General features: G+C 65.8%; 20 protein-coding genes. 8 read left to right on the top strand and 12 right to left on the bottom strand.

Translation table 11 applies throughout. The features are described 5' to 3' along the window. Positions 1-19: 19 nt before the first annotated feature. Positions 20-838 carry a helix-turn-helix domain-containing protein gene (locus IQ782_RS14845; protein WP_194135441.1) on the bottom strand — a complete coding sequence of 273 codons (819 nt, stop codon included), beginning with the start codon at positions 836-838 and terminating at the stop codon, positions 20-22. Between the two features lie 227 nt (positions 839-1065). On the opposite strand from IQ782_RS14845, the gene IQ782_RS14840 reads away from it, so the two are divergent. After that, the gene (locus IQ782_RS14840; protein WP_194135440.1) at positions 1066-1413 is read left to right on the top strand and encodes a hypothetical protein; all 348 of its coding nucleotides are present in this window, start codon (positions 1066-1068) and stop codon (positions 1411-1413) included. A gap of 128 nt (positions 1414-1541) precedes the next feature. On the opposite strand, the gene ilvN is transcribed toward IQ782_RS14840, so the two are convergent. Next, on the bottom strand, positions 1542-2105 hold the full coding sequence (gene ilvN / locus IQ782_RS14835; RefSeq protein WP_108965297.1) for an acetolactate synthase small subunit: 564 nt from the start codon (positions 2103-2105) through the stop codon (positions 1542-1544). 75 nt (positions 2106-2180) lie between these two features. Next, positions 2181-3935: an acetolactate synthase 3 large subunit gene (locus tag IQ782_RS14830; protein ID WP_194135439.1), complete on the bottom strand. Its 1755-nt coding sequence runs from the start codon at positions 3933-3935 to the stop codon at positions 2181-2183. Positions 3936-4365: 430 nt separating this feature from the next. Here IQ782_RS14830 and IQ782_RS14825 point away from each other — a divergent pair, with 430 nt between their 5' ends. After that, complete coding sequence (locus tag IQ782_RS14825) at positions 4366-4587, top strand: hypothetical protein (RefSeq protein WP_194135438.1); 222 nt, start codon at positions 4366-4368, stop codon at positions 4585-4587. A 151-nt stretch (positions 4588-4738) separates the two neighbouring features. Here IQ782_RS14825 and IQ782_RS14820 read toward each other — a convergent pair whose 3' ends face one another. Further along, positions 4739-5383: a response regulator transcription factor gene (locus tag IQ782_RS14820; protein ID WP_194135437.1), complete on the bottom strand. Its 645-nt coding sequence runs from the start codon at positions 5381-5383 to the stop codon at positions 4739-4741. Next, on the bottom strand, positions 5380-6816 hold the full coding sequence (locus IQ782_RS14815; RefSeq protein ID WP_194135436.1) for a cache domain-containing protein: 1437 nt from the start codon (positions 6814-6816) through the stop codon (positions 5380-5382). Before IQ782_RS14815 ends, IQ782_RS14820 begins: the two co-directional genes overlap by 4 nt. A gap of 247 nt (positions 6817-7063) precedes the next feature. Here IQ782_RS14815 and IQ782_RS14810 point away from each other — a divergent pair, with 247 nt between their 5' ends. From IQ782_RS14810 to metH, 4 genes are all read left to right on the top strand, one after another. Beyond that, entirely contained in the window at positions 7064-8149 is a 1086-nt protein-coding gene (locus tag IQ782_RS14810) for a TRAP transporter substrate-binding protein (protein ID WP_194135435.1), read from the top strand. Positions 8150-8292: 143 nt separating this feature from the next. Continuing rightward, on the top strand, positions 8293-9222 hold the full coding sequence (locus IQ782_RS14805) for a TRAP transporter small permease subunit (protein WP_194135434.1): 930 nt from the start codon (positions 8293-8295) through the stop codon (positions 9220-9222). 15 nt (positions 9223-9237) lie between these two features. Further along, positions 9238-11592: a TRAP transporter large permease gene (locus tag IQ782_RS14800; RefSeq protein WP_194135433.1), complete on the top strand. Its 2355-nt coding sequence runs from the start codon at positions 9238-9240 to the stop codon at positions 11590-11592. 218 nt (positions 11593-11810) lie between these two features. Further along, positions 11811-15581 carry a methionine synthase gene (gene metH, locus IQ782_RS14795; RefSeq protein WP_194135432.1) on the top strand — a complete coding sequence of 1257 codons (3771 nt, stop codon included), beginning with the start codon at positions 11811-11813 and terminating at the stop codon, positions 15579-15581. A gap of 135 nt (positions 15582-15716) precedes the next feature. On the opposite strand, the gene IQ782_RS14790 is transcribed toward metH, so the two are convergent. From IQ782_RS14790 to IQ782_RS14780, 3 genes are all read right to left on the bottom strand, one after another. Further along, positions 15717-16796 (bottom strand): FAD-binding oxidoreductase, encoded by a 1080-nt coding sequence (locus IQ782_RS14790; protein WP_194135431.1) that lies wholly within the window; start codon positions 16794-16796, stop codon positions 15717-15719. Beyond that, the gene (locus IQ782_RS14785; RefSeq protein WP_194135430.1) at positions 16796-18031 is read right to left on the bottom strand and encodes an aromatic ring-hydroxylating oxygenase subunit alpha; all 1236 of its coding nucleotides are present in this window, start codon (positions 18029-18031) and stop codon (positions 16796-16798) included. Before IQ782_RS14785 ends, IQ782_RS14790 begins: the two co-directional genes overlap by 1 nt. Positions 18032-18516: 485 nt before the next feature. After that, a complete protein-coding gene (locus IQ782_RS14780; protein WP_194135429.1) occupies positions 18517-20148 on the bottom strand; it encodes a thiamine pyrophosphate-binding protein in 1632 nt (543 codons plus the stop codon). Positions 20149-20313: 165 nt separating this feature from the next. Between IQ782_RS14780 and IQ782_RS14775 the strand changes: the two genes are divergently transcribed. Beyond that, a complete protein-coding gene (locus tag IQ782_RS14775) occupies positions 20314-20787 on the top strand; it encodes an Lrp/AsnC family transcriptional regulator (RefSeq protein ID WP_194135428.1) in 474 nt (157 codons plus the stop codon). 95 nt (positions 20788-20882) lie between these two features. Here IQ782_RS14775 and IQ782_RS14770 read toward each other — a convergent pair whose 3' ends face one another. Next, positions 20883-21092, bottom strand: a complete 210-nt coding sequence (locus IQ782_RS14770; RefSeq protein ID WP_194135427.1) for a hypothetical protein — start codon at positions 21090-21092, stop codon at positions 20883-20885. A 239-nt stretch (positions 21093-21331) separates the two neighbouring features. On the opposite strand from IQ782_RS14770, the gene dusA reads away from it, so the two are divergent. Beyond that, positions 21332-22348 carry a tRNA dihydrouridine(20/20a) synthase DusA gene (gene dusA / locus IQ782_RS14765; RefSeq protein WP_194135479.1) on the top strand — a complete coding sequence of 339 codons (1017 nt, stop codon included), beginning with the start codon at positions 21332-21334 and terminating at the stop codon, positions 22346-22348. 59 nt (positions 22349-22407) lie between these two features. Here dusA and IQ782_RS14760 read toward each other — a convergent pair whose 3' ends face one another. The 3 genes from IQ782_RS14760 to IQ782_RS14750 all read right to left on the bottom strand — a co-directional run bounded on the left by IQ782_RS14760 (position 22408) and on the right by IQ782_RS14750 (position 24074). Then, entirely contained in the window at positions 22408-22626 is a 219-nt protein-coding gene (locus IQ782_RS14760; protein WP_194135426.1) for a DUF1289 domain-containing protein, read from the bottom strand. Continuing rightward, positions 22626-23099 carry a Holliday junction resolvase RuvX gene (gene ruvX / locus IQ782_RS14755; protein WP_194135425.1) on the bottom strand — a complete coding sequence of 158 codons (474 nt, stop codon included), beginning with the start codon at positions 23097-23099 and terminating at the stop codon, positions 22626-22628. The genes IQ782_RS14760 and ruvX overlap by 1 nt, the downstream gene beginning before the upstream one ends. 81 nt (positions 23100-23180) lie before the next feature. After that, positions 23181-24074 (bottom strand): bestrophin family protein, encoded by an 894-nt coding sequence (locus tag IQ782_RS14750; protein ID WP_240989305.1) that lies wholly within the window; start codon positions 24072-24074, stop codon positions 23181-23183. Between the last annotated feature and the right edge of the window lie 3 nt (positions 24075-24077).

Genomic DNA, 24077 nt, shown 5'->3' with positions numbered 1-24077 from the left:
GCGGTGCCGGGGCGCGGGGTCAGCGGAACTCTTCGTCGACCCGCAGTTGCTGGCGGTGGAAGGGGACGAGTTCCTTCGCGGTTCGGTAGCCGCTGCCGCGTGCCGCGGCGAGCACCTTGTGGGTGTCGAAGCCGAGATATTCGTAGACCAGACGCGCCGCGCGACGGCCAGAATGATTCTCGGGTGTGGTCCGGACCGCGTAGCCGACCCAGAAATGGTTGGCGAGACCGCCCGCCTTCGACAGGTAGTTGAACGAGGTGGTCACCGCGCCCTTGCGGCTGACCAGCGCGGCGATCCCCTCGGCCTGTTGCAGCACCAGCCCGCGATACTCGCGCGAGGCGGCATCGGTGGGCAGGTCATACATGGTGAGCGCCTCTTTCGGCTCGAAGCCGCGCAGGAAGGTCATCCCGTCCCGGCGGCTGATCTGCACCACGCCGACCACGAAGCGCGATTCCTCGGAAAATGCCGCGCGGGAAAAGCGGTAGAAGCCGGAGGGAAAGTCGTCCTCGCTCAGCCCCAGGACCCCCGCGCCGACGAAATCGGCGATGAAGGGATGACTGAGCAGGCTGCTCGGGGTTTCACGTATCTCTTCCACAGGTTCGAGCAGGATGCGCGCATCGACCTCGAAGAAGCTGCAGATGCGGTGGAGCACATCCGGCCTCGGGAACGACTCCCCCGCGAGATACCTGTTGAATTGAGTCCTGTTGATGCCAAGATCCCGGCACAGGGCCGAGATTGATGCCGCGTGACTTCCGAGTTTCCGGAGATTGGCACCGAAGACGCTGCGCAATTCCGCCGGACTGGGCTGATGCGCCAAGTCCTTTCGCGCCGTGAGCATCCCGTTTTCTTTCTGTTTCGCGACAGTTCTTTCCAAGGCGACGCCGTCCATACGTGTTTGCCCTCCCTGTGAACTTCTTGTTGTAGCTAAATAGCGTCATGTTAGATGCTATATGGAGACAAGCCTGATCGAAATTGACACAAAAAGCAAGCGCACGTCACGTTTCGTCGCATGTGAGCAGACGCGTATCTGCGTCACTCTAACGGTGATGAGGTGCGGGGGATTGCATGTCACAGATGGTGGGCGTCGTACTCTGGGCTGATCAGATGGATCAGAAGGCCGTGATCTGGTGCGAAGATCACGGCGAGCTGGCTTACTGGCACGATCCCGAGCCCAGCGTGCATGGAGGGGATGTGCTCGAGGTCGGTGATCTCGTGCAATTCGACATGGCGGGCAGCGACAGTCTGCGCCTTGCGATGAACCCGCAACGCCTGGAATCAAATCAATTTTTTGGGCTCGTCCAGAGCCTTCACGCGGCCGGAGATGCGGCGGAGCTCGCGCGGGGTCTCCGCCCTGCCGAAAGCCGGGTGATCAGCTTTCCCGGCACGCCGCCGCGCGAAAGAAACGTGGCCTGAGCAGCCCTTGCTCCGGGGGCCGGCCCCTTGATCCGGCGTATTTGGGCAAACAGAAACGGGCCCGTCCAAGGATCGGGCCCGTCTTCAAGGTGCATTCGGAAAAAGCTGCTCCGACGGCTGAACCGGCGTCAGGCCTTGCCGCGGGCAAGCGCGGCGACGCCGGTGCGCGCCACCTGCACCAGACCCAGCGGGCGCATCAGCTCGGCGAAGGCGTCGATCTTGTCGGGGGTGCCGGTCAGCTGGAAGACGAAGCTCTCCAGCGTGCTGTCCACCACCTGCGCGCGGAAGATGTCGGCGAGGCGCAGCGCCTCGACGCGCTTGTCACCGGTGCTGGCAACCTTCAGCAGCGCCAATTCGCGTTCGACCGAGCTCCCCTCGGCGGTGAGGTCGTGCACATCGCGCACCGAGACGATGCGGCCGAGCTGGGCCTTAATCTGCTCGATCACCTGCGGCGTGCCGGTGGTGACGATGGTGATGCGCGACAGGTGCCCCTCGTGGTCCACCTCGGCCACGGTGAGGCTGTCGATGTTGTAGCCCCGGCCCGAGAACAGGCCGATGACACGGGCCAGCACGCCCGGTTCGTTCTCGACAAGAACGGTGATGGTGTGGGTTTCCTGAACGTCCGAGAAGGTGGGCCGTAGGTTGTAGGCCGAATGCTTGGACGAGCCTTTCTTGATCTGTAGCGCGGACATGGGTTGCAGCTCCTGTAAACTTTTCTGGGGATGGCGATCTGCGGGGGCGGAGGGGCGAACCCCTCCGCGCCGTCCTCAGACCAGCACCGCGCCCTTGCCGGCGATGGCGTTGGTGGCCTGCGCGTCGCCGAGCAGCATCTTGTTGTGCGGCTCGCCCGACGGGATCATCGGGAAGCAGTTCTCGTGCTTCTCGACCAGGCAGTCGAAGATCACCGGACCGTCGTGATCAAGCATCTCCATGATCGCATCGTCCAGATCCTTGGGATCCTTGCAGATGATGCCCTTGGCGCCGAAGGCCTCTGCCAGCTTGACGAAATCAGGCAGCGCCTCGGACCAGCTCTGCGAATAGCGCTCGCCGTGCAGCAGCTGCTGCCACTGGCGCACCATGCCCAGACGCTCGTTGTTGAGGATGAACTGCTTCACCGGCAGGTTGAACTGCACCGCGGTGCCCATCTCCTGCATGTTCATCAGCCACGAGGCTTCGCCCGCGACGTTGATCACCAGCGCCTCGGGGTGGGCCACCTGCACGCCGACCGAGGCCGGGAAGCCGTAGCCCATGGTGCCGAGCCCGCCGGAGGTCATCCAGCGGTTCGGATCCTCGAAGCCGAGGTATTGCGCGGCCCACATCTGGTGCTGGCCCACCTCGGTGGTGATGTAGCGGTCGCGGCCCTTGGTCAGCGCCTCGAGCCGCTCGAGCGCGTACTGCGGCTTGATGACGGTCTCGGACTGCTTGTAGGTCAGGCACTTGACCTTCTTCCACTCCTCGATCTGCTGCCACCACTTGGCGATCGCCTCACGGTTGACCTTGCGGCCGCGCGCCTTCCAGATCTTCAGCACGTCTTCCAGCACGTGTCCGACGTCGCCGACGATCGGCATGTCCGCCTTGATCACCTTGTTGATCGACGACGGGTCGATGTCGATATGCGCCTTCTTCGAGCGCGGCGAGAAGGCATCGAGCCGGCCGGTGATGCGGTCGTCGAAGCGCGCGCCGATGTTGATCATCAGATCGCAGCCGTGCATCGCCAGGTTGGCCTCGTAGAGACCGTGCATGCCGAGCATTCCGAGCCACGCCTTGCCCGAGGCAGGGTAGGCACCGAGGCCCATCAGCGTCGAGGTGATCGGGAAGCCCGTGGCCTCGACCAGTTCGCGCAGCAGGTGGCTCGCGCCCGGACCCGAGTTGATCACGCCGCCGCCGGTGTAGAAGACCGGCTTCTCGGCCCTCTCGATGGCCTCGACGAGCTGGGTGATCGTCTCGATGTCGCCCTTGACCTGCGGCTGGTAGTGACCGATCGGCGCCTGCGGCTTCGGCGTGTAGTCACCGGTGGCGAACTGCACGTCCTTGGGGATGTCGACCAGCACCGGGCCGGGACGGCCCGAGGTCGCCACGTGGAAGGCCTGATGCAGGATGCCCGACAGCTTGTCGGTCTCCTTCACCAGCCAGTTGTGCTTGGTGCAGGGCCGGGTGATGCCGACGGTGTCGGCCTCCTGGAAGGCGTCCGAGCCGATCATGAAGGTCGGCACCTGGCCCGAGAGCACGACGATCGGGATCGAGTCGAGCAGCGCGTCGGTGAGGCCGGTCACGGCATTGGTGGCGCCGGGCCCCGAGGTCACCAGCGCAACGCCCGGCTTGCCGGTCGAGCGGGCATAGCCCTCGGCGGCGTGGATCGCTGCCTGCTCGTGCCGGACGAGGATGTGCCGGATGTCGTTCTGCTGGAAAATCTCGTCGTAAATCGGTAGCACCGCGCCACCGGGATAGCCGAATACCGTGTCCACACCCTGATCCTTCAGGGCTTGAACCACCATCTTCGCTCCGGTCATCTGACGTGTCATCGCGGTCTCCGTTCCAGACGTCATTTCGGTTTTACTTCTCGTTTGCGCACAAAAAAGCCCCCGAGGATTTCGGGGGCGCATGGGGGTCCATTATGGTTCCGGTTACCGGCCCATGCGCCATGTCTCTACGATAATTACAAGTAGGCCCATCTGGCGGACTCCCTTCGTGCGTGGGGCGGACCATAGGCTGAGGGGGAGGGAGGGTCAACACCTATCGACTCAGAAAAAATACTCTGGGGGCGAGAAAATTTTGCATTTATTGCGCGCTTGGGGGTCAAACGCGCATTTTCGCGAAAATTTGCCCGTGACGGGGGCGGAGTCCTGCAATGTTTCAAATCTCGCGGCGGCAGACGCGATGTCGTGATTTGCCCCGGATGTCTTACGCTGCAATACTGAACCCGAGGGTTTACTTTTTGCGCAGGAGGGTATCATGGCGCATTATCACCGGTTCTATCGCCAGGCGCGCGATTTCGGTGTCATCAAGGCGCTGACGCTGATCGGCTTGCTGGTTTTGACGCAGGCGCTTGCGACACTCGAGAGCGATCCCGAGGAAGAAGCGCGTCTGAAAAACCCCGAAGCGGTCCAGGTGCTTCCCGCGGCGCTCGGCGCGGCGGAGCGTGACGTGATGGCCTGGGTCGGCACGCTGATCTGAGACCGTCTCGGCCCGCCGGTCGCGGGCCGTATCGTGCCGCCGGCGGCGGCATCGGGGGCTCTGCCCCCGTCCGCTGGCGCGGACTCCCCCGGGATATTTTTCCTAGAAGAAATTCTCTTTCCGGAAAGAAAGCCGCTTCGCGAGGATTGCGTCAGCTGTTGACGCCCGTGCCCTGCAGCACGCCATGCTCGAGCGCGTAGCGCGTGAGCCCGGCCGTGGAGCTGATGCCGAGCTTGCGCTTGATGTTCTTGCGGTGGGTCTCGACCGTGCGGACCGAGATGTCGAGTACCTGCGCAACCTCCTTGTTCGACTTGCCCTGCGCCAGTTGCAGCAGGATGGTCTGCTCGCGGTTGGTGAGTTGTTCGCCGCCGTTCGACAGGACCGGTGCCAGCGCCCCCTCGGCGCCGGTGCAGAGGTAGCGTTCGCCGGCCATCACCGTGTCTATGGCGATCTTGATTTCCTCGGTCGGCACGTCCTTGAGCAGGTAGCCCGAGGCACCATGGCCGAGCGCGGTGGTGATGTATTGCGGTGTGTCATGCATCGAGAGCACCAGCACCCGCGTCTCGGGGCGGCGTTCGAGGATCATCTCGGTGGCCGAGAGCCCGCCCAGCCCCGGCATGTTGAGGTCCATCAGGATCACGTCGGGCAGAAGCTCGTCGAGCCGGTCTATCATCTGCTGCCCGTCCGACACCGTGGCGAGCACGCGGATGTCGTCGTAGCTTTCGAGCAGCGCCTCGATGCCCTCGGCGACAAGCGGGTGGTCGTCGACGATGACGACTTTGGTGGGTTCGGTCATGCGCTTGCCTTGGCTTTCGGGGTGGGGGCGCCGTCTTCGGGCGGAAGCAGGTGCGACAGCGGGATCTGTGCCTCGATAACCGTGCCGGATTTCGAGGACAAGATGCGCAGGCTGCCGCCAAGCTGGTCCATGCGCTCCTGCATGTTGCGCAGGCCGATGCCGCGCTGGCCGCGGACCTTGTCGGGGTCGATGCCCCGGCCGTTGTCCTCGATCCTGAGCGTCGCGCCGCGGCGGTGGCCGCGCAGGTCGAGCGTGACCTCGGTGGCCCCGGAGTGGCGCTCGATGTTGGTCAGCGCCTCCTGGGCGATGCGGTAGAGCGCGATGCGCCCCTCCTGGTCGACACGGTTGCGGAAGACCACGGTCTCGAGCCGGCTCACGATGCCGGTGCGGGCTTCGAAATCGTCGAGCAGCGCCTTCAGCGCCGGACCGAGCCCGAGGTCGTCGAGCACGCCGGGGCGCAGGTCGCGGCTGATGCGGCGGACCTCCTGGATGGCGCCGGTGAGCGCCTCGTGGCCGCGCTCGAGCGTGTCGGTGGCGCGCGGGTCGTTCTGCGCAAGCCGCCGCCGGGTGATATCGAGCGCGTATTTCACCCCGACGAGGATCTGGCTGATGCCGTCGTGCAACTCGCGCGCGACGCGGCGGCGCTCGTCCTCCTGCGCGTCGAACACGCGCTGGGTCAGCTCCTTGAGCTTGGCATCCGCCAGCCGCCGCTCGCGCAGGTTCATCGCAAGGCCGGAGAAGAACACCACCAAGAGCGCGCCGAGGGTGATGCCGCCGATGTAGAGGAAAGTGCGGCGGATGCGCGCCTTGACCTCGGCGCGGCTGGCGCTCACCGTGGCCAGCACGTCGTCGATCCAGACCCCGGTGCCCACCGCCCATTGCCAATCCTGAAAGCCGAGCACGAAGGCGATCATCTCGGCCTCTTCGCCGGTCGAGGGCTTGGGCCAGAGGAACGACAGGTAGCCCGATCCTTGCCGCGCGATCTCGATGATCGGATCAACGACCGGCGTGCCCGCGCTGTCGGTGAGTCCCGACCAGTTGCGGCCGATCATGTCGGTCTGCCGCGGCGAGACGAGGTTGGTGCCGTCATAGTCGTAGACGAAGAACGAGCCGTCCTCGCCGTAGATCATCGCCGCGAGGATCTGCGCCACCTGGGTCTTTGCCGCCTCGTCATCGGGAGCGGCGGCACCGTAGATGAAATAGAAGCCGTTGCGCGCCTGGGTGACGTAGTTGCGCAATTCCTGCTTCTTGGCTTCCAGCAATTCGTTTTCGAGTTGACGGATCTCGCGCTCGGCCAGCATGCGCGATTGGAAGGCAACGAGCAGGGCAATGGCGGCGCAGGCCAGAATGAGCGGCACCGAGGCCAGAAGGAAGAGCTTCTGTCCGTAGCTGAGCCTGAGGGTCTGCCTGAGGTTTCGTAAAATTGCGCCCATCCCCTGCGGATTACGTCACGATTCGGCGTCTTGGGAAGTCGAGAGGCTGCATTTCGTTAGGATTAACCCCACGGAAGGCAAGGGGAAGTCGCAGTTCCCTGACGTCATGGGCAAGATTATGTCCAATTCTACGCAGTGATGGGTATTTCGTTTGCGCAATTATCTGTCTTAGGGTGCCCGCACTGTAACGATCCGCGCGGGGACGGAGGAGACGACCCCGCGCAGAATAATCTATGGGAGGATTTACATGGATCGTCGTTCTTTTCTGAGGGCCTCCACCGCGGGCGGCGCTGCTGCCGCTGCGACCGCGCTTGCCGCACCGGCCATCGCGCAGGGTCGCCGCACCCTCACCCTCGTGACCACCTGGGGCCGCGGCCTCGCCGGTGTGCATGACAGCGCGCAGTACTGCGCAGACCAGATCACCGCAGCCACCGATGGCGAGCTGACCGTCGAGCTGAAGGCCGCGGGCGAACTCGTCGGTGCCTTCGAGGTGTTCGACGCGGTGTCCGCCGGCCAGGCCGACATGTACCACGGCGTCGACTACTACTTCCTCGGCCAGCATCCCGCGCTGTCGTTCTTCAGCCAGGTGCCGTTCGGCATGAACTTCATGGAATACTCCAACTGGATCTACCATGAGGGCGGCAACGAGCTGGCGGACGAGCTCTACTCGATCTTCGGCCTGAAAGCCTTTGCGGCCGGCAACACCGGTCCGCAGTCGGGCGGCTGGTTCAAGAAAGAGATCAACTCGCCCGAAGACTTCCAGGGCCTGAAGTTCCGCATGCCCGGCCAGGGTGGCCAGGTGCTCGGCAAGCTGGGCGCGAGCGTCCAGAACCTGCCCGGCGCGGAAGTGTACCAGGCGCTGTCCTCGGGCGCGATCGACGGCACCGAGTGGATCGGTCCCTGGGCGGACGAGAAGGCCGGTTTCCAGGAAATCACCAAGACATATTACACCGCGGGCTTCCACGAGCCGGGTCCGAACCTGAACCTGACGATGAACCTCGAAGTCTTCGAGAGCCTGACGCCCTCGCAGCAGAAGATCGTCGAGCAGGTGGCGCGCGCGTCGAACCTGTGGACCATGTCGCTGTTCATGGCGAACAACTCGGCGGCGCTGCAGCGCCTGCAGTCCGGCGGCGTGAAGCTGGTGGAGTTCCCCGACAGCGTCTGGGACGCCTTCGGCGCGGCAGCCAAGGAAGTGGTCGAGGAGCCCATGGGCGACGAGATCTACAAGAAGTGCTACGACAGCTACTACGCCTCGCTGAAGTCCTCCGCGCAGTGGATCTCCCGCTCGGAAGGCGCCTTCTCGGCACAGCGTAACCGCGTCATGGGCCTCTGATCAGGCATCGATCGCGTCAGTCGCCCCCGCGTTTCGCGGGGGCGCAACTGCTTTGAAGACACAACTCAGCCCCAGACCGCAGGAAACGCGGGGCGGGCCGGGTACCCAACAAGATCAACAAGAGACAAAAGGGGGCACAGGTCATGGAAGAGACGGCCTCGGGTGGGGCGTTCGGTGCGATACTGGACGGCCTGACCTGGTTCTTCGGCAATATCGCCATGTCCTTCTGGAACCTCGGCTACGCTGTGACGCACCCGTCGAGCTGGCTGAACTGGACGGACAACGAGGCGGTGATGCGCTTCGTCTACTACGGCGCATCGCTGGAATTGTTCTTCGTGGTGCTGACCACCTTCCTGGTGCTCACCGCCATCGGCATGTGGCGTCACAGCTTCATGTGGGGGATGGTGCGCGGTCTCGAGGCGTTCCACAACAGCATCGGTCGCATCGCCGCCTGGGCAGGCCTGATCATGGTGCTGCAGCAGGTGGTCATCATCCTGGTGCAGCGTGTCTTCGCCCGGCCTGACCTGTCGTTCGGCTTCGGCGTGCCGGTGACCTTCGACGTCAGCTGGTGGTCCGAGGAACTCAAGCTCTACAACTCCATCGTCGTGGCGCTCTGCCTGGCCTACACTTTCGTGCAGGGCGGGCACGTGCGGGTCGACCTGCTCTATTCGCCGGCAAGCTACCGCACGAAGAAGCTCATCGACATGTTCGGCAGCCTGTTCTTCATGATGCCGATGGCCGCGCTGGTCTGGCTCTACTCCTGGTACTTCCTGTGGCGCCACCTGATCGTGCCCAAGCCCTCGGCCTCGGAAGGCCTTGAGCGGCTGGTCATGAAGGCGCGCGCGCTGAAGTGGAACGTCGAGACCATCGGCTTCAGCCCCAACGGCTTTTCCGCCTACTTCCTGTTCAAGATCCTGATCGTGCTGATGTGCGGCTTCATCTTCCTGCAGGGGGTCGTGTTCTTCTGGCGCTCCTACCTCGAATGGAAGGAAGGCCCCGAGAGCGAAGGCAAATATCACGATCACGACCGGGTCGAGGCAGGCGAAGAAGCCTACGACCACGCGGAATTCTGAGAAGGACCTGGGGTAATGTTATTCGGACTCGATGGCGTCGAGATCGGCCTGATCATCGTCTTTCTCACGCTTTTCGGCGCGATCCTCTCTGGCTTCCCGGTGGCCTTTGCCATCGGTGGCGCGGGGGTGATCTCGTTCTTCATCATCGCGGCGCTCGACAGCGCCGGGCTTCTGGTGCACCAGGCCATCGACACCGGCTCCGAGGCCTATCGGGCGCTGGTCGCGAGCGGCGTGCGGGACGACGCCATATCCATCTTCCGCTATCCGGACCTGCCACGCTACGCGATGCCGGTCTTCGAGCGGGGCTGGGAAGTGGCGCTGGACCGCAACGTCTCCTTCATCGTCAACCGCATCAACGAGCGGGTCATCGCGGGCCAGTCCATCGAGACGCTGCTCGCCGTGCTGATGTTCGTGATGATGGGCATCGTGCTCGAGCGCTCGAAGATCGCCAACGACCTGCTGACCACCATGGCGCGCGTCTTCGGCCCGCTCCCGGGCGGTCTGGCCGTGTCGATCGTGGTCGTGGGCGCCTTCCTTGCGGCCTCGACCGGCATCGTCGGCGCGACCGTGGTCACCATGGGCCTGCTGGCCCTGCCGACCATGCTGCGCAACAACTACTCGCCGGAACTGGCGACCGGCGTCATTGCGGCCTCGGGCACGCTGGGGCAGATCATCCCGCCGTCGATCGTGATCGTTCTGCTCGGCACGCTGGCGGGTGACCTCTATGCCACCGCCCAGGAAGACCGCGCGCAGCTCGCCGGCTGCACCGACGCGCTGACCCTGCTGGGCGAGCCTGCGGTGGTCTCTGTGGGCACGCTCTTCCAGGCGGCGCTGCTGCCGGGCATCCTGCTGGCCGTGCTCTACGGCCTCTATGCCTTCGGCTTCGCCATGTTCCGCCCGCAGTCGGCCCCGCCGGTGCAGTTCGGTCCGAGCACCGGTGAGCCGGTGACCCGTGGCGAGGCCTTCACCTGGTATCTCGGCGTTCCGGCGCTGCTGATCGTCGGCACCATCGTGCTGGGGCAGGTGGGTCTCGTGGGCTCGCAGTCGACCCATGTCGACAGCTACTCCGACAGCGGCCAGATGGCGTCGCTGCGCACCAATGTCGGACCCGAGTGCAAGGCGGCGATGATCGACCTGCACGGTCAGGCGGCCTGGGACAAGGCCGAGGCCGAACAGAAGGTCATCGACGAGGCCGGCGGTGTCGAGCAGTCGCACAAGCTGACCGCGGAAGAGATCGAGACCCTGCGCGCGGCCAAGATCGAGAATGCGGCGCCCATCGGCACCGGCATCGCGGTCATCGCCGTGCTGATCGGCATCGTGCTGGCCTGGGCGCGGGCGGTCTCGCCCTCGTCGGACCCCAAGCCGCTGCTGATCGGCGCGGCGGGCCTGGCGCTTGGCATTTTGGTCGACGTGCTGTTCATCCATCCGAACACCTCGTCCATGGCCACCGTGCTGATGATGCTGATCCCCTGGGCGATCGCGCTCTGGGCCGCCGGCAAGGCGGCGGGGCGGCTGGCACACAACGATCTCATCCGGGTGGTCTTCCCGCCGCTGGTGCTGATCGTCGCGGTGCTCGGCTCGATCCTCGGCGGCATCACCAACCCGACGCCCGCCGCGGCGCTTGGCGCGGCCGGTGCCATCATGCTGGCGGCCTACCGCAAGCTGAACGAGGACGGCCGTTCGCCGAAGATCATCCTGATGTCCACCTTCGCGGTGGCGATCATGATCCTCATCGGGGTGAACTTCGACCTGCGGGTCGGCACCGAGGGCGCGGGCGCGGACACCTGGATCGCCTTCATGGTGGCTCAGGCAGCCTATCTCTACGCGCTCTTCGGGCTGCTCTTTGCCTGCTACGTGCTCTACAAGGCAGGGGTGCTGACCCCGGCGGTGCGCGAGACGGCAAAGGTGACCTCGATGGTCTTCACCATCCTGGTGGCCTCGCAGCTGCTGAACCTCGTGGTGATCTCCTTCGGCGGCGAGCACTACATCCAGAGCTTCCTGAAAAGCTTCGATGACGAGCACAAGGTCTTCCTGATCGTCATGCTGGTGCTGTTCATCCTCGGCTTCGTGCTCGACTTCCTCGAGATCATCTACATCGTGGTGCCGATCGTCGGCCCGGTGATCTACGGCGGCAGCTTCGATCCGAAGTGGGTGACCATCATGATCGCGGTCAACCTGCAGACCTCGTTCCTCACGCCGCCGTTCGGCTTCGCGCTGTTCTACCTGCGCGGCGTGGCACCGGCCTCGGTGACCACCGGCCATATCTACCGCGGCGTGATCCCCTTCGTGCTGATCCAGGTGGCAGGACTTGCGCTGCTGTGGTTCGCGCCGGGCATCGTGACCATCGTGCCGGACCTGATCCCGAACTGATCGGGCAGGGATGAGACAGCAGGGGGCGGGCCGCAAGGTCCGCCCCTTTGCGTTGGCAGGGGCAAATCTCTTCGAAGAGATTTGCAAAAGCCTTCGAAGGCTTTTGCCCACCATGTGAGCCGGACTCATGAAAACGATGATTATTATGAGATGGCCTTCAGCGGCCCGGATCGGTAGAGAGGGTCAATTCTCAGCTTGCCCCACGCCCGGAGTCCGTCATGTCCGCTTCCCTCCCGACCCGCTCCCCGGTCTTTGCCCGCCTCGAGGCCGCCGCGCGCGAGCGCATCCTGATCCTCGACGGCGCCATGGGCACGCAGATCCAGAAGCTCGGCCTTTCGGAGGGCGACTTCCAGGGCTGCGGCGGCGGCGCCTGCAGCTGCCACCTGCCGCATGCGTCCGACAAGCCGCAGCAGGGCAACAACGACCTGCTGAACCTGACGCGCCCCGAGGCGATCGAGGAAATCCACTACCAGTACGCCATGGCCGGCGCGGATATCGCCGAGACCAACACCTTCTCGTCGACCACCATCGCGCAGGCCGATTACGACATGCAGGCGGCGGTCTATGACCTGAACTTCGAGGGCGCGCGGCTGGCGCGCAAGGCGATGGACCGGGCCGAGGCCGAGGACGGGCGCGCGCGCTTCGTCGCCGGCGCGCTCGGGCCGACCAACCGCACCGCCTCGATCAGCCCCGACGTGAACAACCCCGGCTACCGCGCCGTGACCTTCGACCAGCTGCGCGAGGCCTATGCCCAGCAGGCGCGGGCGCTGATCGACGGCGGCGTCGACATCCTGCTGATCGAGACGATCTTCGACACGCTCAACGCCAAGGCCGCGATCTTCGCCTGCGAGGAGGTCTTCTCCGAGCGCGGCGAGCGGCTGCCGGTGATGATCTCGGGCACGATCACCGACCTTTCGGGCCGGACGCTCTCGGGTCAGACGCCGACCGCCTTCTGGCATTCGGTGCGCCATGCCGAGCCGCTGACCATCGGTCTGAACTGCGCGCTCGGGGCCAACGCCATGCGCCCGCACCTCGCCGAGCTCTCGTCGGTGGCCGACACGCTGATCTGCGCCTATCCTAACGCCGGTCTGCCCAACGAGATGGGCGAATACGACGAGACCCCCGAGCAGATGGCCGAGCAGGTCGCCGGTTTCGCCCGCGACGGGCTGGTGAACATCGTCGGAGGCTGCTGCGGCTCGACCTATCATCACATCCGTGCCATCGCCAAGGCGGTCGCCGGCTGCGCGCCGCGCGCCATCCCCGAGCAGCCCAAGCTGATGAAACTCTCGGGCCTCGAGCCCTTCACGCTGACCACCGAGATCCCCTTCGTCAACGTCGGCGAGCGCACCAACGTCACCGGCTCTGCCAAGTTCCGCAAGCTGATCACCAATGCCGATTACGCCGCCGCGCTCGACGTGGCGCGTCAGCAGGTCGAGAACGGCGCGCAGGTGATCGACATCAACATGGACGAGGGGCTCATCGACTCCAAGCAGGCGATGATCGAGTTCCTCAACCTGATCGCCGCCGAGCCCGACATCGCCCGTGTGCCGATCATGATCGACAGCTCCAAGTGGGAGGTGATCGAGGCCGGGCTGAAATGCGTGCAGGGCAAGCCGATCGTCAACTCGATCTCGCTGAAGGAAGGCGAAGAGGCCTTCCTGCATCAGGCACGCCTCTGCCGCGCCTATGGGGCCGCCGTGGTGGTCATGGCCTTCGACGAGACGGGTCAGGCCGACACCGAGGACCGCAAGGTCGCGATCTGCCAGCGCGCCTACAAGGTGCTGACCGAGCAGGTCGGCTTCCCGCCCGAGGACATCATCTTCGACCCCAACGTCTTTGCCGTCGCCACCGGCATCGAGGAGCATGACAACTACGGCGTCGATTTCATCGAGGCCACCAAGCGCATCACCGAGACCTGCCCGCATGTGCACATCTCGGGCGGCGTGTCGAACCTGTCGTTCTCGTTCCGCGGCAACGAGCCGGTGCGCGAGGCGATGCACGCGGTGTTCCTCTACCACGCCATCCAGAACGGCATGGACATGGGCATCGTCAACGCCGGGCAGCTGGCGGTCTACGACCAGATCGACGCCAAGCTGCGCGAGGCCTGCGAGGACGTGGTGCTGAACCGCGCGCCCGCCAATGGCGGCACGGCGACCGAGAACATGCTCGAGATCGCCGAGGAATACCGCGGTCAGGGCGGCTCGAAGGGCCGCGAGAAGGACATGAGCTGGCGCGAGCTGCCGGTCGACAAGCGGCTCGAACACGCGCTGGTCAACGGCATCACCGAGTTCATCGACGCCGACACCGAGGAAGCCCGGCAGGCCGCCGAGCGCCCGCTGCACGTCATCGAGGGGCCGCTGATGGCCGGGATGAACGTGGTCGGCGACCTCTTCGGCGCGGGCAAGATGTTCCTGCCGCAGGTGGTGAAGTCCGCCCGCGTCATGAAGCAGGCCGTGGCCGTGCTGCTGCCCTACATGGAAGAGGAAAAGCGCCTGAACGGCGGCGATGGCCGCGAAAGCGCCGGCAAGGTGCTGATGGCGACCGTGAAGGGCGATGTGCACGACATCGGCAAGAACATCGTCGGCGTCGTGCTGGCCTGCAACAACTACGAGATCATCGACCTTGGCGTCATGGTTCCGGCCGAGAAGATCCTCGCCACCGCGCGCGAGCAGAACGTGGACGTGATCGGCCTTTCGGGTCTCATCACCCCGTCGCTCGACGAGATGGTGCATGTCGCCTCCGAGATGGAGCGGCAGGGCTTCGACATCCCGCTGCTGATCGGCGGCGCGACCACCAGCCGCGTGCACACGGCGGTGAAGATCCACCCGCGCTACGGCGCCGGGCAGGCGGTGCATGTCAATGACGCCTCGCGCGCCGTGGGGGTGGTCTCGTCGCTGCTCTCGCCGGTGCAGAAGCCGGGCTATGTCGCCAACGTGCAGAGCGAATACGCCGACGTGGCCGAGAAGCACGCCCGCGCCGAACTGGCCAAGAAGCGCCTGCCGCTGGAGACCGCGCGTTCCAACGCGCTGACGCTGGAGTTCAAGCCGCAGCATGCGCCGAGCTTCCTTGGCACCAAGTCCTACGACGACTGGGATCTGGCGGAACTGGCGCGTTACATCGACTGGACGCCTTTCTTCCAGACATGGGAGCTGCGCGGCGTCTATCCCAAGATCCTCGAGGACGAGAAGCAGGGCGAGGCGGCGCGCGCGCTCTTCGCCGACGCGCAGGCGATGCTGAAGAAGATCATCGACGAGAAGTGGTTCAACCCGCGCGCCGTGGTCGGCTTCTGGCCCGCCAACGCGGTGGGCGACGATATCCGCCTGTTCAAGGATGAGAGCCGGGCCGAGGAAGTGGCCACCTTCTTCACCCTGCGCCAGCAGACCGCCAAGCGCGACGGCCGGCCCAACGTGGCGCTCTCGGACTTCGTCGCGCCCGAGGGCACGCCGGATTACGTCGGCGGCTTCGTGGTGACCGCGGGGATCGAGGAAGAGCGCATCGCCAAGGAGTTCGAGGCCAAGCACGACGACTATTCGTCGATCCTCGTGAAGGCGCTGGCCGACCGTTTCGCCGAGGCCTTCGCCGAGCGCATGCACGAGGTGGTGCGCAAGGAACTCTGGGGCTACGCGGCGGACGAGGATCGGACCAACGCGGAACTGATCGCCGAGAAATACGCCGGCATCCGCCCCGCGCCGGGCTATCCCGCGCAGCCCGACCACACCGAGAAGACCACGCTCTTCGAGCTGCTGGACGCGACCAATGCCACCGGCGTCGAGCTGACCGAGAGCTACGCCATGTGGCCGGGCTCGTCGGTTTCGGGGCTCTATATCGGCCACCCCGAGAGCTACTATTTCGGCGTCGCCAAGGTCGAGCGCGACCAGGTCGAGGATTACGCCGTGCGCAAGGGCATGACGGTCGAGGAGGTCGAGCGCTGGCTCGCGCCGATCCTCAACTACGTGCCGGGCGGCGTGCAGACGGTGGCGGCAGAGTAAGGTGACAGCGGTGGCCGGGCGTCAGGGCGCCCGGCACCAGGCATGAGGTTTGCAGGCCAAGTGGCCGTCCGGAAACAGAAAAGGCCGCCGCGATACCCTCGCGGCGGCCTCGTCATTTCCGGGAAGTGGAGGCCCTCAGGCCTCGACCTCGACCTTGCCGATCGGGTGCGAGCAGCAGGCCAGCACGTAGCCCTCGGCGATGTCGTCGTCGGTGATCCCGCCGTTGTGCACCATGTGCACCTGGCCGGACTTCTTCTTGATCTTGCAGGTGCCGCAGACGCCGAAGGTGCAGCCCGAGGGGATGTTGAGCCCGGCCGCCCGCGCGGTGGCGAGGATCGTGTCGGTCTCCTTGCAGGTCTGGACGATGCCGGAGTCGAGGAAGTTGACCTCGGCCTTGGCATCCTCGGGCACCACGTCGCCCTCGGTGGCGTCGCGGTCTTCTTCCTCGACGGAGGGCTGGAAGCTCTCCTGGTGGTAGTGGTCCATGTCGAAGCCGAGACCCGCCAGCGCGTCGCGCACTGCCCGCATGAAGGGCTCGGGGCCGCAGCAGAACACCTCGCGCTCCAGGTAGTCGGGCGCCGTGAGGCCCAGCATCAGCTGGTTGAACATGCCCTGATAGCCGGTCCAGGGCTGGAAGCGGTCGCCCTCTTCGACGACCCAGCGCAGCGCGACCCCGTCGATGCGGCTGGCGATATGCTCGAGCCGTTCGCGGAAGACGATCTCGGAGGGACGCTTGGCGCAATTGACGAAGACCACGTCCGGCGTGCGGCCGAGGTCGTACATGTAGGTGACCATCGACATCATCGGGGTGATGCCCGACCCCGCCGAGATGAACAGGTATTTCTCGGCCGGATGGTGATGCGAGGTGAAGTGCCCGGCCGGGCCCATCGCCTTCATCCGCATCCCCGGCCGCAGGTTGTCGAGCATCCAGCGGGTGCCGATCGAATTCGGCTGCGCCTTCACCGTCACGGTGATCGACAGCGGCCGCGAGGGCGAGGAGGAGATCGTGTAGGTGCGGTAGAGCGGCCCGCCCGGCACCGGCAGTTCAAGCGTGACGAACTGACCGGGCAGATAGTCGAACAGGGCGCCCGAGGGCGCGGCGAAACAGAAGGTCGACACGTTCGGCGCCTCGGGGATGACCGAGACGCATTCCAGCATCTCGTCATCCTTCCAGTAGCGCACCGCGGCGGAGGGCATGGAGCTTGCCGCCGTCATTATTCTGCTGCCATCCGCGCAGGTGCCAGGCGCTTGGACATGGTGGCGCAATACCAGTCCACGAACTGGTTCACGCCGTCTTCATGCGTGGTCGAGTAGGGGCCCGGCACATAGGCAGGCGAGTTGATGCCCTGCTGGTTGTCCTCGACGACGCGGCGGTCCTCGTCGTTGGTGTGTTCCCAGACGGTGGTGAGGTTCTCCAGATCGTAATCCACGCCCTCGACCGCGTCCTTGTGCACGAGCCAGGTGGTCTGCACCTCGGTCTCGGTCGGGCTGATCGGGGTCACGCGGAAGGTGATCGAATGGTCCGACAGGAAGTGGTTCCAGGTGGTCGGGTAGTGGAACTTCAGCAGTGTGCCGGCGTCGAGGAAGGGCACCCGGCCGAGGCGCTTCTGCACCGCGATCTTGCCGTTCATCGTGTAGCTTTCGGCGCCGTCGAGCAGCGGCATGCGCGCGACCCGGTACTGGCCGTCATCCGAGATCCGGAAGCGCGACGGCGCGCCTGCGCCCTCGAGCCGGTTGAAATGTTCCTCGACCTTGGGCGGGAAGGTGCCATCGGCCGAAACGCCGGTGATGGTGGGATCCTCGGGGTAGGTGCGGCACAGCGAGGGGTGGTTGCCGGCGCAGTGGTAGCACTCGCGGTTGTTTTCCCACACCAGCTTCCAGTTGCCGTTCTCGATGATCGTCGACTGATGCGCGACCTTGGCCTCGCGCAGGTCGTGAACCGCGAGATAGGGCTCTGTCATCTTGGCGAAGGCGTCGAAATCCGGCGCCTCATCGGCCAGGCAGATATAGACCAGCCCAGACAGCTCGCGGCAGTGCACCGGCTTGAGCCCATGCGCCGAGGGGTCGAAATCGCTGCCCATGTCGCGCGCCCAGAGCAGGCGGCCATCAAGCTCGTAGGTCCACTGGTGGTAAGGGCAGACCAGCTTGGCAACCTGACCCGAGGCGGCCTTGCAGATCACTGAGCCGCGGTGACGGCAGGTGTTGTGGAAGGCGCGCACCGACCCGTCCGGCCCGCGCACGATCACAACGCGGTAGGGGCCGACCTTCTGCGTCACGTAGCTGCCGGTCTTCGGCAGCGCCGCCACGGGCGTGGCAAACAGCCACTCGCGGTACCAGATCTGCTCGAGATCCTGCGCAAAAATGCCGGGATCGGTGTAGAAGGCCTGCTCGAGGGCATAGCCGGGCTTGCGGTGGCTCAGAAGGTCAAGGGTCGTGGCGTCAGCGGTCATGGCCGAACTCCGTAGGTCGGGCACGGGGCCCGTGCGGGTCTCTTATGGAGACACGGTCGGTTCGCGACCTGTCCCCGCGGTTGTGCGTGCTGCCCGCCCGACCCGCTTGCCCCTGCAAAGGCAGGGCGAAGGCCGGGCCGAAACCGGCAATCTGGCGTTAGGAATATCCTGCCTGCGACGATTCTGAGGGCTGGATGCGACATGGTGCGCTTCGAAACAGACTTGCGATTGAAATCGTTGCCCGGAGGTTTCTCCGGACCGGCACCGACTGCGCAAAAATACGGCAGAAGTGAATCGTTTTCTTTGGGCAGCAGCCTCTTGCGGGTGCGGGCCCGGTCGGGCTCCGGCCATGATGACCGTCCCGATGGAACCCTGCCGGGCGCGAGGGAAGTCCGCCCGGCAGGCTCGCCGCTTCCGCGCGGCCCCGGAACGCGCGGAAGCGGTGCGAACGGGGGCCGCGCTATGGCGCGCCCCGCGACGAGGTGTCAGATCCGCATGCGCGGAACGTCGTTCGGGTCGAGCCGCAATTCGATCAGCAGCGGGCGGTCGCGGGTCTCGATGGCGTCGAGCGCAGCCTGAAGCTCGTCGTCCGAGCGCACGAGGATGCCCTTGCCGCCGAGCGAGGTCGCCACCTCGGCAAAGCAGGGCCAGTCGAACTGGGTCAGCCCCGGATCCATCTTGCGGTCGATGAACTGGATGTGCTCGGCGCCATAGGCGCTGTCGTTGCACAGGATCACCACCATGTCCTGTCGCAGCCGGACCGCGGTGTTGAACTCGCCAAGCCCGCCCATCATGAAGCCGCCGTCTCCGGAAAACAGCACCACCGGCCGATCCGGCGCAGCAACTGCGGCACCGATCGCCTCTTGCAGACCCAGCCCGATCGAGCCGAAGTTGGCGGTGACCACGAAGCTGCGCGGATCCGGCGCCGAGATCCGGCACCAGACCTCGGTCATGAAGCGCCCGCCGTCGGTGACGAGGATGCGGTCCTTCGGCAGCGCCTGCTCCAGCCGCTCCAGCGCCGCGACGTAATTGACGCTGCTCTCGGGGGTCTTGTTGCTGCGCGCGGGCGGATGGCGGCGCAGCTCGGCCCCGTTCAACTCGCGGGTGAAGCCGCTGCCGGGAATCTCCGCCTCGTCGAGCCAATGCACGAAGTTGTCGGCGGTCAGCCCGGCATCGGCCACCAATGCGGCATCTGGATGCACGGTGCGTCCGATGGCGCTGCGGTCGCTGTCGATCTGCACGAGGCGCTTGCCGGTCAGCAGCTTGCCGCGGTCGGTGGTGAACTCGTGCAGCGCCGCGCCGAAGCTGATGATGCAGTCCGACTTGCCGATGACGTCATAGGCGGCGGGGGTGCTGAGCGTGCCGAAGATGTCGATGTCATGCGGATGACCGCTGAACAGCCCCTTGGCCTTGAGCGTGGTGGCCAGCGGCGCTTCGAGCCGGTCGGCAAGACGGATGATCTGCTCACGCGCTCCGTAGGCGCCGGCTCCGGCGAGGATCATCGGGCGGCGGGCGCTGGCGATCATGCCGATCGCCTCGTCGAGCGCCTCGCCTTCGGGCACGAAGCTGCGGGTCTCGAAGACGCTGAGCACGTAGGGGGCATAGGGTGCCTCCTGCCACATGAATTCGGCGGGCATGTTGAGCACGATTGGGCGCCGCTCGACACGGGCGCGGTAGAAGGCACGGGCGACGTCGCGCACCGCCAGCTCGGGCGAGCGCATCTGTTCGAAGCCTGCGCCGGTGGACATGACCACGGCGCGCTGGTCGATGCCCTGCAGGTGGCGCGGATTGGCGACGGGCGTGTCGCCCGCGAGCAGCACCATCGGGATCTGGCCGCGCGCGCCCTCGGTCAGCGCGGTGACGCAATTGGTCAGGGCCGGGCCGTGGGTGACCGTGGCGACGCCGATCTTTCCGGCGACATGCGCGTAGGCCAGCGCCATCAGCACCGAGCTTCCCTCATGCGCGGCCGGGACGAAGCGGCCGCCGCAGCCCCGTACGAAATGGTCGGCAATGAACAGGTTGGCATCGCCCATCAGGCCGAACATCGTGTCGATCCCGTGATCGCGCACCGCCTGGGCGATGGCCTGATGCACATGAATGGGGCCGGCGTCGTACATGGTCTCACTCCCGTATGTCTTTCGAGCAGGATAGCGCGACGGGGCTGCAAAAGGTGTGCAATTGCATGCAAGCCACGCGCGAGCTATGCATCAAGATGTGCGCGACAACGAAATTTATGCGTGAATCGTGCATGTAATTGCTTGCCTCTGCATGAAGGACGCCGAATGCCGCTCGACCGCTACGACCGCCTGATCCTCGACGCGCTCCAGAAGGACGGTGCGCTCACCAATGCGCAGCTCTCGGAGCGGGTGAACCTCTCGGCCTCGCAATGCTCGCGCCGCCGCGCCGCGCTGGAGGCCGAGGGGGTGATCGAGGGCTATCGTGCCCGGCTCAATGCCGGAAAGCTGGGGCTGGGGATCCGGGTGGTGGTGCGGGTCAACCTGCGCACCCACGCCAAGACCGCCGACATGGATTTTTCAGCGTGGATCGAGCGCCAGCCCGAGATCCAGGCGGCGTTCTCGGTCTCGGGTGATGCCGACTATGTTCTGCACGTGCGGGCGCGCGATCTCGAGAGTTTCTCGAACTTCCTGCACGAGCGACTGCTGCTGCGGCCCGACATCGCGCAGGTCCGTTCGGATTTCGTGCTGAAGACGCTGAAGGACAGCGATGCGCTGGATTTGTCGGGTCTCGGCGGCTAGGCCGTCCCCCTGAACCGCTGCAAGTTTGCCGGAGGCTGCACCCCCCGAGGAACATGGAGCATCGTGAGCAATGCCCGTGAACAGCTTCTTCCCCCTCAGGTCCGCGAAAGCGCGGTGCGGAGGGTTTGAGGTGGCACCGGCCCGCGCGGCGGTCGCTCGCAAGCGATCACGACCATGCGCCGCAGATCAGCCTGAAACCTGTGACGAAAGTAGGAGAGGACAACCTTGCCGCCTTCCTTCTTGCGGAGCACCGCTGAGAAGCTCTTTGCGCCGTCTTCCGTCTGGCGCTCCAAAATGGTACCCACTCGGGTCTCCCTTCGCGAGACGATTGCCGATGGTTCGAAGGTCGGACGTGCCGGTCGGACCTTTGATCAAGGTTCGATATCTCCTCACGACAGACCCGGCGGAGACCTCGCCTTCGCGGCGGAAAGGCGAGACTTCGCGGGGCGGTGACACAATTCGGATTCGGTGCAACATTCTGTTGCACCACCCCGGAAAACGGGGGCAAAAGGCCCCCAAATGAGCGAAGACAGGTTTGATGCTGATGACGGAAAAGCCAGAAAAGCAAGGGGTTTCAGGGCTTCCCAGGGCCGCCCGCCTGAGCGTCGCCCCGATGATGGACTGGACCGACCGGCATTGCCGCTACCTGCATCGCATCCTTTCGCGGCAGACGCTGCTCTATACCGAGATGGTGACGTCGCCCGCGCTGGTGCGGGGCGGAGCGCTGCACCTGCTGGCGCATGATCCCTCCGAGCACCCGTTGGCCCTGCAACTGGGCGGCTCGGACCCCCTCGAACTGGCGCAGGCGGCGAAACTGGGGGCCGAGGCGGGCTACGACGAGATCAACCTCAATTGCGGCTGCCCCTCGGACCGCGTGCAGTCGGGCACCTTCGGCGCGGTGCTGATGAAGCACCCCGAGCTGGTCGCCGAGTGCGTCGCCGCCATGCGCGAGGCGGTCGATGTCGAGGTGACGGTGAAATGCCGCATCGGGGTCGACGAACAGGAGCCGCAAGAAATCCTGCCGGATTTCCTTGAGAAGATCGCCGCGGCGGGCTGCGCGCGGGTGGCCATCCACGCCCGCAAGGCCTGGCTGAAGGGTCTCAGTCCCAAGGAGAACCGCGATGTCCCGCCGCTCGACTACGAGCTCGTGCACGCGATGAAGGCGGCGTTCCCGCAGCTGCACGTCTCGATCAACGGCGGGGTGCAGAGCCTTGACGAGGCCGAGGCGCATCTGGCGCGCGGGCTCGACGGGGTGATGATCGGGCGTTCGGCCTATCACACGCCGTGGGATGTGCTGGCCGAGGCCGATGCACGCATCTACGGCAGCGAGCGCGCCACCGTCTCGCCGGATGAGGCCGTCGCCGCCATGGTGCCCTATATCGAGCGGCACATCGCGGCGGGCGGCCGCCTGCACCAGGTCACACGGCACATGCTGGGGCTCTTCGCGGGCCGTCCGGGCGCGCGCAAGTGGCGGCAGGTCCTGTCGGAGAAAGCCTCGCGCGATGGCGCGGGCACGGAGGTGCTGGACGAGGCGCTGGGGCGGATGCGCGAGGCCGCCTGAGCGCCGTCCCGGAGTCGGCCCCGGGGCCGACCCACGCAGGTTGCCTCTCCCTGCGCGCCTCAGCGCTCGCGGTTCATCCGCCCTGCGCGCCCGCCGCGGCGCTGGCGCAACACCGCCTTGCGCTCGGGCAGGGCCTCCATGATGGCGCGGCGTTGCTCGGCGGTGTAGCCCGACCAGCCGGCGATCTCGTCAAGGGTGCGCAGGCAGCCGGTGCAGAGGCCGCTCTCGCGGTGCACCACGCAGATGTTCACGCAGGGGCTTTCGATGGGCCCGCTCATCAGCCGGTCCGCAGGTGCCGCAGCCGATCGAGCGCGCCCTGAAGGATGAAGCTCGCCGCAACGTGGTCGATCAGTTCCGCACGCCTCTTGCGCGAGGTGTCGGCCTCGAGCAGCGCGCGCTCGGCGGCAACGGTGGATAGGCGCTCGTCCCAATAGCCGATCGGCCCGTCCCAGAGCGCCGAGAGGTTGCGGGCGAAGGCGCGGGTGGACTGGGCGCGCGGTCCCTCCGATCCGTCCATGTTGCGCGGCAGGCCGAGGATGATGCCGCCGACCTCGCGATCCCGGACGATCTTCAAGAGCGCCTCGGCGTCGAGGGTGAATTTCTTGCGCTTGATCGTTTCCACCGGCGTCGCGACGGACAGCAGCCGGTCCGAGAGCGCCACGCCGATGGTCTTGGTGCCAAGGTCGAGCCCGGCAATGGCGCGCATCGGCGGCAGCGCGGCGGCGAATTCGGCGATGTCTTCCTGGATCATCGGTCCTGTCCTCTGGGGTGTCGCGATGTCCCTACCGCAGCTGCGCGCGCGAGGGAAGGCGGCTGCACCCCGGCCGGTGCCTCAGGTCAGCAGGTAGTTCACCGGCTTCGGCAGCTCCGGCAGGTCGCTGTCGCCGAGCGCGCCGCGCAGCGCGATCTCCATCGCCGTGGCATATGTGGTCAGCGGCATGGCGTTCTGGTTGTGCGAGAAGGGCATCTCCAGCTCGTCCGCCAGCGCGTCGAGGCCGAAGAAGGCATAGGCGACCAGCCCCGCGGCGAGCGGCGTCGCCCAGCCGAGTTCGTCCACGAAGCCGAAGGGCAGCATGATGCAGAACAGATAGGCGGTACGGTGCAGCAGCAGCGTGTAGGCGAAGGGCACCGGCGTATGGGCCAGCCGCTCGCAGCCAAGCAGCGCGCCCGCCATCCGCGCAAGGCTCTCGTGCAGCACCAGCGCCTCGGTGCCGGTGAGCCGCCCGTCGCGTTCCAGCCGCGAGACACTGCGCCCGGCCTCGATCAGCGCGGCGTCAGCGCTGTCGGCGGGGGGCTGGCCGCGCAGCTGCTTGGCGGCGCGATGTCCGAACTGCACGAGCGCCATCAGGATCTGGCGCCGCTCCGGGGTATCCTCAAGAACGATGGTCTGGCGCACCATGTCGCGCGCGGTCTGGATCATAAGCCCCCAGAGCTTGCGTGCTTCCCACCAGCGGTCGTAGCAGGCGCCGTTGCGGAAGCTGAGGAAGACAGAAAGCGCGATGCCGATCAGACCGAAAGGGGCGAAATCCAGCGCAACGACGACCTGCGGCAGCGCGCCATGTGCCCAGACCACGGCAAGCGCGACCGCCATGACCAGCAGCAGCTGTTTCCAGATCACCTGGATCACCGACCCCCGGAGAACCAGGAAAAGACCAAGGATACTGGGGCGCTTGCGGAGAATCACGCTGAGGACCTTTCCGGCGACGACGTTCGCAGGGGACGCCATTGC

It is taken from the genome of Salipiger mangrovisoli (assembly GCF_015223355.1).
Classification (GTDB): Bacteria; Pseudomonadota; Alphaproteobacteria; order Rhodobacterales; family Rhodobacteraceae; genus Salipiger; species Salipiger mangrovisoli.
Note: the sequence above shows the minus strand (reverse complement) of the source record. Positions and strands in the feature narration are given on the sequence as shown.

Bases quoted from the DNA above. Each gene is read 5' to 3' on its own strand.
- IQ782_RS14775 (WP_194135428.1), top strand. From the start codon at position 20,314: ATGCCGCTCGACCGCTACGACCGCCTGATCCTCGACGCGCTCCAGAAG.
- IQ782_RS14785 (WP_194135430.1), bottom strand. From the start codon at position 18,031: ATGACCGCTGACGCCACGACCCTTGACCTTCTGAGCCACCGCAAGCCC.
- IQ782_RS14815 (WP_194135436.1), bottom strand. From the start codon at position 6,816: ATGGGCGCAATTTTACGAAACCTCAGGCAGACCCTCAGGCTCAGCTAC.
- ruvX (WP_194135425.1), bottom strand. From the start codon at position 23,099: ATGATCCAGGAAGACATCGCCGAATTCGCCGCCGCGCTGCCGCCGATG.
- IQ782_RS14780 (WP_194135429.1), bottom strand. From the start codon at position 20,148: ATGTACGACGCCGGCCCCATTCATGTGCATCAGGCCATCGCCCAGGCG.
- IQ782_RS14750 (WP_240989305.1), bottom strand. From the start codon at position 24,074: ATGGCGTCCCCTGCGAACGTCGTCGCCGGAAAGGTCCTCAGCGTGATT.
- ilvN (WP_108965297.1), bottom strand. From the start codon at position 2,105: ATGTCCGCGCTACAGATCAAGAAAGGCTCGTCCAAGCATTCGGCCTAC.
- IQ782_RS14760 (WP_194135426.1), bottom strand. From the start codon at position 22,626: ATGAGCGGGCCCATCGAAAGCCCCTGCGTGAACATCTGCGTGGTGCAC.
- IQ782_RS14800 (WP_194135433.1), top strand. From the start codon at position 9,238: ATGTTATTCGGACTCGATGGCGTCGAGATCGGCCTGATCATCGTCTTT.
- IQ782_RS14830 (WP_194135439.1), bottom strand. From the start codon at position 3,935: ATGACACGTCAGATGACCGGAGCGAAGATGGTGGTTCAAGCCCTGAAG.
- IQ782_RS14820 (WP_194135437.1), bottom strand. From the start codon at position 5,383: ATGACCGAACCCACCAAAGTCGTCATCGTCGACGACCACCCGCTTGTC.
- IQ782_RS14845 (WP_194135441.1), bottom strand. From the start codon at position 838: ATGCTCACGGCGCGAAAGGACTTGGCGCATCAGCCCAGTCCGGCGGAA.
- IQ782_RS14840 (WP_194135440.1), top strand. From the start codon at position 1,066: ATGTCACAGATGGTGGGCGTCGTACTCTGGGCTGATCAGATGGATCAG.
- IQ782_RS14790 (WP_194135431.1), bottom strand. From the start codon at position 16,796: ATGACGGCGGCAAGCTCCATGCCCTCCGCCGCGGTGCGCTACTGGAAG.
- metH (WP_194135432.1), top strand. From the start codon at position 11,811: ATGTCCGCTTCCCTCCCGACCCGCTCCCCGGTCTTTGCCCGCCTCGAG.
- dusA (WP_194135479.1), top strand. From the start codon at position 21,332: ATGACGGAAAAGCCAGAAAAGCAAGGGGTTTCAGGGCTTCCCAGGGCC.
- IQ782_RS14825 (WP_194135438.1), top strand. From the start codon at position 4,366: ATGGCGCATTATCACCGGTTCTATCGCCAGGCGCGCGATTTCGGTGTC.
- IQ782_RS14805 (WP_194135434.1), top strand. From the start codon at position 8,293: ATGGAAGAGACGGCCTCGGGTGGGGCGTTCGGTGCGATACTGGACGGC.
- IQ782_RS14810 (WP_194135435.1), top strand. From the start codon at position 7,064: ATGGATCGTCGTTCTTTTCTGAGGGCCTCCACCGCGGGCGGCGCTGCT.